9 protein-coding genes are annotated in these 6,892 nt (G+C 66.9%); 8 read left to right on the forward strand and 1 reads right to left on the reverse strand.

Annotation, left to right across the window (positions count from 1 at the left end; all coding sequences use genetic code 11):
- The 5 genes from AC2VOG_RS18465 to tsaD all read left to right on the forward strand — a co-directional run.
- Nucleotides 1–893 (forward strand): alpha/beta fold hydrolase (locus AC2VOG_RS18465; protein ID WP_486941284.1); only part of this gene is annotated, 893 nt, incomplete at its 5' end.
- On the forward strand, nucleotides 868–1,347 hold the full coding sequence (gene tsaE, locus AC2VOG_RS18470; protein WP_486941285.1) for a tRNA (adenosine(37)-N6)-threonylcarbamoyltransferase complex ATPase subunit type 1 TsaE: 480 nt from the start codon (nucleotides 868–870) through the stop codon (nucleotides 1,345–1,347). The genes AC2VOG_RS18465 and tsaE, both read left to right, overlap by 26 nt.
- Nucleotides 1,344–1,970, forward strand: a complete 627-nt coding sequence (gene tsaB / locus AC2VOG_RS18475) for a tRNA (adenosine(37)-N6)-threonylcarbamoyltransferase complex dimerization subunit type 1 TsaB (RefSeq protein ID WP_486941286.1) — start codon at nucleotides 1,344–1,346, stop codon at nucleotides 1,968–1,970. The genes tsaE and tsaB overlap by 4 nt, the downstream gene beginning before the upstream one ends.
- On the forward strand, nucleotides 1,967–2,440 hold the full coding sequence (rimI, locus tag AC2VOG_RS18480) for a ribosomal protein S18-alanine N-acetyltransferase (protein ID WP_486941287.1): 474 nt from the start codon (nucleotides 1,967–1,969) through the stop codon (nucleotides 2,438–2,440). Before tsaB ends, rimI begins: the two co-directional genes overlap by 4 nt.
- Nucleotides 2,437–3,462: a tRNA (adenosine(37)-N6)-threonylcarbamoyltransferase complex transferase subunit TsaD gene (gene tsaD / locus AC2VOG_RS18485; RefSeq protein WP_486941288.1), complete on the forward strand. Its 1,026-nt coding sequence runs from the start codon at nucleotides 2,437–2,439 to the stop codon at nucleotides 3,460–3,462. Before rimI ends, tsaD begins: the two co-directional genes overlap by 4 nt.
- A gap of 9 nt (nucleotides 3,463–3,471) precedes the next feature.
- Here the strand turns inward: tsaD and AC2VOG_RS18490 are convergent, their stop codons facing one another.
- Nucleotides 3,472–4,128, reverse strand: a complete 657-nt coding sequence (locus AC2VOG_RS18490) for a C39 family peptidase (protein WP_486941289.1) — start codon at nucleotides 4,126–4,128, stop codon at nucleotides 3,472–3,474.
- A gap of 280 nt (nucleotides 4,129–4,408) precedes the next feature.
- Here AC2VOG_RS18490 and groES point away from each other — a divergent pair, with 280 nt between their 5' ends.
- The 3 genes from groES to AC2VOG_RS18505 all read left to right on the forward strand — a co-directional run.
- Nucleotides 4,409–4,711, forward strand: a complete 303-nt coding sequence (gene groES / locus AC2VOG_RS18495; protein ID WP_486941290.1) for a co-chaperone GroES — start codon at nucleotides 4,409–4,411, stop codon at nucleotides 4,709–4,711.
- Between the two features lie 78 nt (nucleotides 4,712–4,789).
- Nucleotides 4,790–6,409 (forward strand): chaperonin GroEL, encoded by a 1,620-nt coding sequence (groL, locus tag AC2VOG_RS18500; protein WP_486941291.1) that lies wholly within the window; start codon nucleotides 4,790–4,792, stop codon nucleotides 6,407–6,409.
- Nucleotides 6,410–6,500: 91 nt separating this feature from the next.
- On the forward strand, nucleotides 6,501–6,892 hold a 392-nt coding region (locus tag AC2VOG_RS18505), incomplete at its 3' end, for a cupin domain-containing protein (protein WP_486941292.1).

Consider the following 6,892-nt stretch of genomic DNA (forward strand, 5'->3'; position numbering starts at 1 on the left):
GCGAGGTCGGGCCCACCGACGCGCCGATGACCGTCGTGTTCGCCCATGGTTTCTGTCTTCGTATGGGGGCCTTTCACTTTCAGCGGAACCGGCTGTCCGAGGAGTGGGGTCCGCAGGTTCGGATGATTTTCTACGACCAGCGCGGCCATGGTCGCTCCGGGGAAGCGGCGCCGGAGACCTACACGATCACGCAGTTGGGTAAGGATCTGGAAACCGTGCTTCAGGTGATCGCGCCACGCGGGCCGATCGTGCTGGTCGGCCATTCCATGGGCGGCATGACGGTGCTGGCGCACGCCCGCCAATTCCCGGAGCAGTACGGAAGCCGGATCACCGGGGCGGCGTTGATCTCGTCGGCTGCCGAGGGTGTCGCCAAGTCGCCGTTGGGCGAAATTCTGAACAACCCTGCGCTGGAAGCTGTTCGCCGCGCCGCGCGGTCGGCGCCCAAGCTGGTGCAGCGCGGCCGCACTGCCGCCCGTTCGCTGATCGGGCCGGTTCTACAGGCGGCGTCCTATAGCGACAAGCGGGTCAGCCCGAGCATCGTGGCGTTCTCGGAGACGATGATGCTAGGCACCCCGATCCCGACGATGGTCGAATTCCTGCACGCGCTGCAGGTCCACGATGAAACCGCGGCGCTGCCGATACTGGCCAAGATTCCGACCCTGATCGTCTGCGGCGATCGCGATCTGGTCACGCCCGCCGAGTGCTCGAGGAAAATGGCTGAGATGCTGCCGGAATCGGAATTGGTCATCGTCGCCAGAGCCGGCCATCTGGTCTTGCTGGACAAGCCGAATTCGGTCAGCGACGGGTTGGTACGGCTGGTCAGGCAGGCCGGCCCCGGCCGATTCACGGCGCTGAGCCGGCGATGGCGTGATCGGGTCACCCGCCGTGGTTGACGCCGGTATCGCCACGCTGCCCAGCGTCGATGACACCCTGGCGTTGGGCGCACAACTCGGTGGCCAGCTGCGCGCAGGCGACGTCGTTGTCCTCTCCGGGCCGCTGGGTGCGGGAAAAACTGTGCTGGCCAAAGGAATTGCAGCTGCACTAGATGTCGAGGGGCCGGTGACCTCGCCCACCTTTGTGCTGGCCCGGGTGCATCGGGCACGCCGGACCGGCGCTCCGGCGATGGTCCACGTCGACGTCTACCGATTGCTCGAGCACACCGGCGCCGACCTGCTCGACGAGCTCGAAAGCCTGGATCTCGATACCGAACTCGACGATGCAGTCGTCGTGGTGGAGTGGGGCGAAGGTCTTGCCGAACGGTTGTCCGACCGCCACCTCGACGTTCGTCTGGAGCGCATCAGCAAGTCCGACATTCGAACTGCGATATGGCAATGGAGCTGCCGATGACGCGATTGGTGTTGACCATAGACACCTCGACGCCCGCGGTGGCGGCGGGTGTTGTCGCCGACGGTGAGTTGCTGGCCGAGCGAGTCAGCGTCGACGCACGTGCGCACGCCGAACGCATCACCCCGAATGTGTTGGCCGCGTTGGCTGACGCCGGCCATTCGATGACCGACCTGGATGCGGTGGTGGTCGGCTGCGGCCCGGGCCCCTTCACCGGCCTGCGCGTCGGGATGGCGACCGCGTCGGCCTACGGCCACGCGCTTGATATTCCGGTGTTCGGGGTCTGCAGCCTCGACGCCATCGGCGGGCAGACCCGCGGCGAGGTGCTGGTGGTCACCGACGCCCGGCGACGCGAGATCTATTGGGCTCGTTACCGCGACGGCATCCGCGTCGGGGGCCCCGACGTCAGCTCTGCGGCCGACGTCGATGCAGGCTCGGCGCAGTCGGTCGCCGGCTCGCCCGACCATGCCGCGCTGTTCGGGCTACCGTGCGTCGAGCCGCAGTATCCCGGCCCGGTCGGCTTGGTGCGCGCGGTGACTGACTGGCAGCAGGTGCCTGTGCCGCTGGTGCCGCTGTATCTGCGGCGCCCGGACGCCAAGACGCTGGCCGAGCGGCACGCGCGATGACCGTGATCATCGACGGGCTCACCGAAGCCGACGCCGACCGGTGCGCCGCGCTGGAAGCCCTGCTGTTTCCGGGCGACGACCCCTGGCCGACTGCGGCATTCGTGCGCGAGCTTGCCGCCGACCACAACCACTACGTGGCTGCGCGGGTCGGTGGTGACGCAACCGGCGACACCCTGGTCGGCTATGGCGGCATCGCCCGACTCGGCCGCACCCCTCCGTTCGAATACGAAATCCACACCATCGGCGTCGACCCCGCCTACCAGGGCCGCGGTATCGGTCGGCGGCTGCTCGACACCCTGCTCGACGTCGCCGCGGACTCCGTTGTGCACCTCGAGGTCCGCACCGACAACGAGACCGCGATTGCGCTGTACCGCAGTGCGGGATTCGCCGAAGTCGGCCTACGCAAGCGGTATTACCGGATCAGCGGCGCTGACGCGTACGCCATGCGGCGGGAGGCGCCAGTACGGTGAAGACCATTCTCGCGATCGAAACATCTTGCGACGAAACAGGAGTCGGCATCGCGCGGCTCGACGACGACGGAACCGTGACGCTGCTGGCCGACGAGGTCGCCTCCAGCGTCGACGAACACGTCCGCTACGGCGGCGTTGTTCCCGAAGTCGCGTCGCGGGCACACCTCGAGGCACTCGGCCCCGCGATGCGGCGCGCTCTGCACACCGCCGGCCTGCGCAAGCCCGACATTGTCGCGGCCACCATCGGGCCCGGACTGGCCGGCGCACTGCTGGTGGGAGTGGCGGCGGCCAAGGCCTATTCGGCGGCGTGGGACGTGCCGTTCTATGCGGTCAACCATCTGGGCGGCCACCTGGCCGCCGACGTCTACGAGCACGGCCCGCTGCCCGAGAGCGTGGCGCTGCTGGTGTCCGGCGGCCACACGCATCTGCTGCACGTCCGCTCGCTCGGTGCGCCGATCGTCGAGTTGGGCAGCACTGTCGACGACGCCGCGGGGGAGGCCTACGACAAGGTGGCCCGGCTGCTGGGGCTCGGCTATCCAGGCGGCAAGGTACTCGACGAGCTCGCGCAGACCGGTGAACGCGAGGCCATCGTGTTTCCGCGTGGCATGACCGGGCCGCGGGACGAGCGGCACGCCTTCAGCTTCTCTGGGCTCAAGACCGCGGTCGCGCGCTACACCGAAAGCCATCCGGACGCCTGCGCCGCCGACGTCGCCGCCGGATTCCAGGAGTCGGTTGCCGACGTTTTGACCATGAAAGCCGTCCGCGCCGCCACCGAAATCGGTGTGTCCACTCTGCTGGTGGCCGGCGGCGTGGCGGCGAATTCGCGGCTGCGCGAACTCGCCGCGCAGCGTTGCGAGGCGGCCGGTTTGACGCTGCGCATCCCCAGGCTGCGGCTGTGCACCGACAACGGGGCGATGATCGCCGCGTTCGCCGCCCATTTGCTGGCCGCCGGGGCGTCGCCGTCCCCGCTGGACGTGGCCAGCGACCCGGGCCTGCCGGTGATACGCAGCCGTCTGCCGTGACGGCTCAGGCTAGATCCGTGGCACCCACGGCACGGTGCCGTAGCCGGTCGCCTGGGTGACGATCAGCAGGTCGTCGCTGGTCGACCAGGCTTGGCTGAAGGTCGGCAACGGGATCCGCTCATCGCGGCCGTCGGGGGTGCCGCTGTCGTTGAGGTGCACGATGTTGGTGGCGGTGTCGACGCCTGTCACGACAACGGCGTGATCGGCCTGGGTGCGCTGGCCCTGGCCGGGCGGATAGTTCCAGATGGTTTCGGCATTGAGCGCGGCGATCACTTTGTGCCCGGCGGCCAGGTCTTGCTCGATGGTGGACATGCTGTTTCCGGTCGTCATGTCGGACTGGATGCCGTAGTGCTGCAACAGCATCACCATGTCCTGGGGAGAAGTGCCGTCGAAGAAGTAGACGTCGCCGCCGTGCGATTCGCTCGGCGTGAAAACCCCGCGGAGTTCGATGCCCAGTTGGGTGGGTTCGTGACCGGTGAGCTGGCCGACCACGTCGGCCACCGCCATCAGCCCGCAGTCTTCCTGGTGCTGGTAGCGCCAATAGGTGGCGGCGGTTTGCGGGTCGCCGTACATCTGGCCGTCGGCGTGAGCGACGCCGGCCGGGCCGAGGGCGACGGTGAGCAGTGCCGCGGCCACGCGGGTCGCGAATCGGATGCGGGGCTTCATGGCTGAATTCTTCCGCGCGAAACCTTGGCATTAGGTCGGCGATTGCTGCCAAATGCCTGTCAAAGCATCGGCGGGTCGAGCGTGGGTCGAACCGAACAAAAAGCACCAGCCCGATCTTGAGTGCTAGCACTCGCATGTATAGAGTGCTAGGTGGCAATCGAACAAACCGGCGTCGGCACCCGCGACGACGACGCGTAAGGCACGGACGAAAGCCGAACACCTGGGTAAATCGGGGCATCCGCTCCGAACCTGCTACCAACTAAAGTGGAGGGCTCCAATCGTGGCGAGCGTGAATATCAAGCCACTCGAGGACAAGATCCTCGTACAGGCCAACGAGGCCGAGACCACGACCGCATCCGGTCTGGTCATTCCCGACACCGCTAAGGAAAAGCCCCAAGAGGGCAAAGTCGTCGCCGTCGGCCCCGGCCGATGGGATGAGGACGGCTCGAAGCGGATTCCGCTGGACGTGTCCGAAGGCGACACCGTCATCTACAGCAAGTACGGCGGCACCGAGATCAAGTACAACGGCGAGGAGTACTTGATCCTGTCCGCACGCGACGTGCTGGCTGTCGTCAACAAGTAAGCACCCTTGTGCCGCCCCGGAGCTTCCCGTTTCGACGGGTGAGTTCCGGGGCGGCACTCTTCAGTCATAAGGACATTCATGAGCAAGCAGATTGAGTTCAACGAGACTGCGCGCCGGGCGATGGAAGCCGGCGTGGACAAGCTCGCCGACGCCGTCCGCGTGACGCTGGGCCCTCGGGGCCGCAATGTGGTGCTGGCCAAGGCCTTTGGTGGGCCCGCCGTCACCAACGACGGCGTCACCGTCGCGCGCGAGATCGACCTGGAAGACCCGTTCGAGAACCTAGGTGCCCAGCTGGTCAAGTCGGTTGCCACCAAGACCAATGACATCGCCGGCGACGGCACCACCACCGCGACGGTGCTGGCGCAGGCCATCATCAAGCACGGGTTGCGCAACGTCGCGGCGGGTGCCAACCCGATCGCGTTGGGACTGGGCATCGGCAAGGCCGCCGACGCGGTGTCGGAGGCATTGCTGGCCGCAGCCACCCCGGTATCCGGCCAGCAGGGCATCGCGCAGGTCGCCACCGTGTCTTCGCGTGACGAAGAAGTCGGCGAGCTGGTCGGCGAGGCCATCAGCAAAGTCGGCGACGACGGCGTTGTCAGCGTCGAGGAGTCTTCGACCCTGAACACCGAGTTGGAATTCACCGAGGGTGTCGGCTTCGACAAGGGCTTCCTGTCGGCGTACTTCGTCACCGACTTCGACGCCCAGCAGGCCGTGCTCGAGGACGCTTTGATCCTGCTGCACCGCGACAAGATCAGCTCGCTGCCCGACTTGCTGCCGCTGTTGGAGAAGGTCGCCGAGGCGGGCAAGCCGCTGCTGGTGATCGCCGAGGACGTCGAGGGCGAGCCGCTGTCGACGCTGGTGGTCAACGCGATCCGTAAGACGCTGAAAGCCGTCGCGGTCAAGGCCCCGTTCTTCGGCGACCGTCGCAAGGCATTCCTGGAAGACCTCGCCATTGTCACCGGCGGACAGGTGGTCAACCCCGACGTGGGGCTCGCGCTGCGCGAGGTCGGTCTCGAGGTGCTCGGTTCGGCCCGCCGCGTGGTGGTCAGCAAGGACGACACCGTGATCGTCGAGGGCGGTGGCGGCGCCGAGGCCATTGCCAACCGGGCCAAGCAGCTGCGTGCCGAAATCGAGTCCACCGACTCCGACTGGGACCGGGAAAAGCTGCAGGAGCGGCTGGCCAAGCTGGCCGGCGGCGTGGCGGTCATCAAGGTCGGGGCCGCGACCGAGACCGCGCTCAAGAAGCGCAAGGAGGCGGTCGAGGATGCGGTCGCCGCGGCCAAGGCTGCGGTCGAAGAGGGCATTGTGGCCGGCGGTGGATCGGCGCTGATCCACGCTCGCAAGGCGCTCGACGGGCTGCACAGCACGCTGTCCGGTGACGAGGCCAGCGGGGTCGAGGTGTTCTCCAACGCGCTCAGCGCTCCGCTGTTCTGGATCGCGACCAACGCCGGGCTCGACGGCGCGGTCGTGGTCAACAAGGTCGCTGAACTGCCGGCCGGGCACGGGTTCAACGCGGCGACGCTGGAATACGGCGACCTGGCCGCCGACGGTGTCATCGACCCGGTCAAGGTGACCCGGTCGGCGGTGCTCAATGCGGCGTCGGTGGCACGCATGGTGCTGACCACCGAGACCGCAATTGTCGAGAAGCCCGCGGAGGCGGCCGACGACCACGGCCATCACCACGGCCACGCGCACTAATCAAGTCAGCAAAGACACCCCCGGTTTCGGCCGGGGGTGTCTTTGGCTTCTGGGCGGGCGTGTTCATGCCGACGGATGAATAATCTTGTCCATGAGCATGGCGTACCTGGCGCAGCCGGATCAACAGCAGCAGCTGGAATGGCTTGACGGCGGCACGTTGGCGATCTTGCTCGACGGGAAGGCGACCAACGGCCAGTTGATGGTCGGACGCTTCGATGTCAGCGAGGGCGAAGCGCCCCCTTATCACAAGCACACGCGTGAGGATGAGGTCTTCATGTTGATCAAGGGCACCGCGCTGCTCTGGCTGGACGATGAGGAAATGGAGCTGTCGGAAGGCGGAATTGTCTATCTGCCCAAGAACATTCCGCACGCGTACCGCATCACGTCCAAGAAAGCGGATTTGCTGATGATCAACACTCCGGCGGGCATCGAAGGCATGTTCCGCCACGCTGGACGTGACAAGGCGACGCCGCGTCCGGACGG

The organism is Mycobacterium sp. TH-M11 (assembly GCF_057473725.1).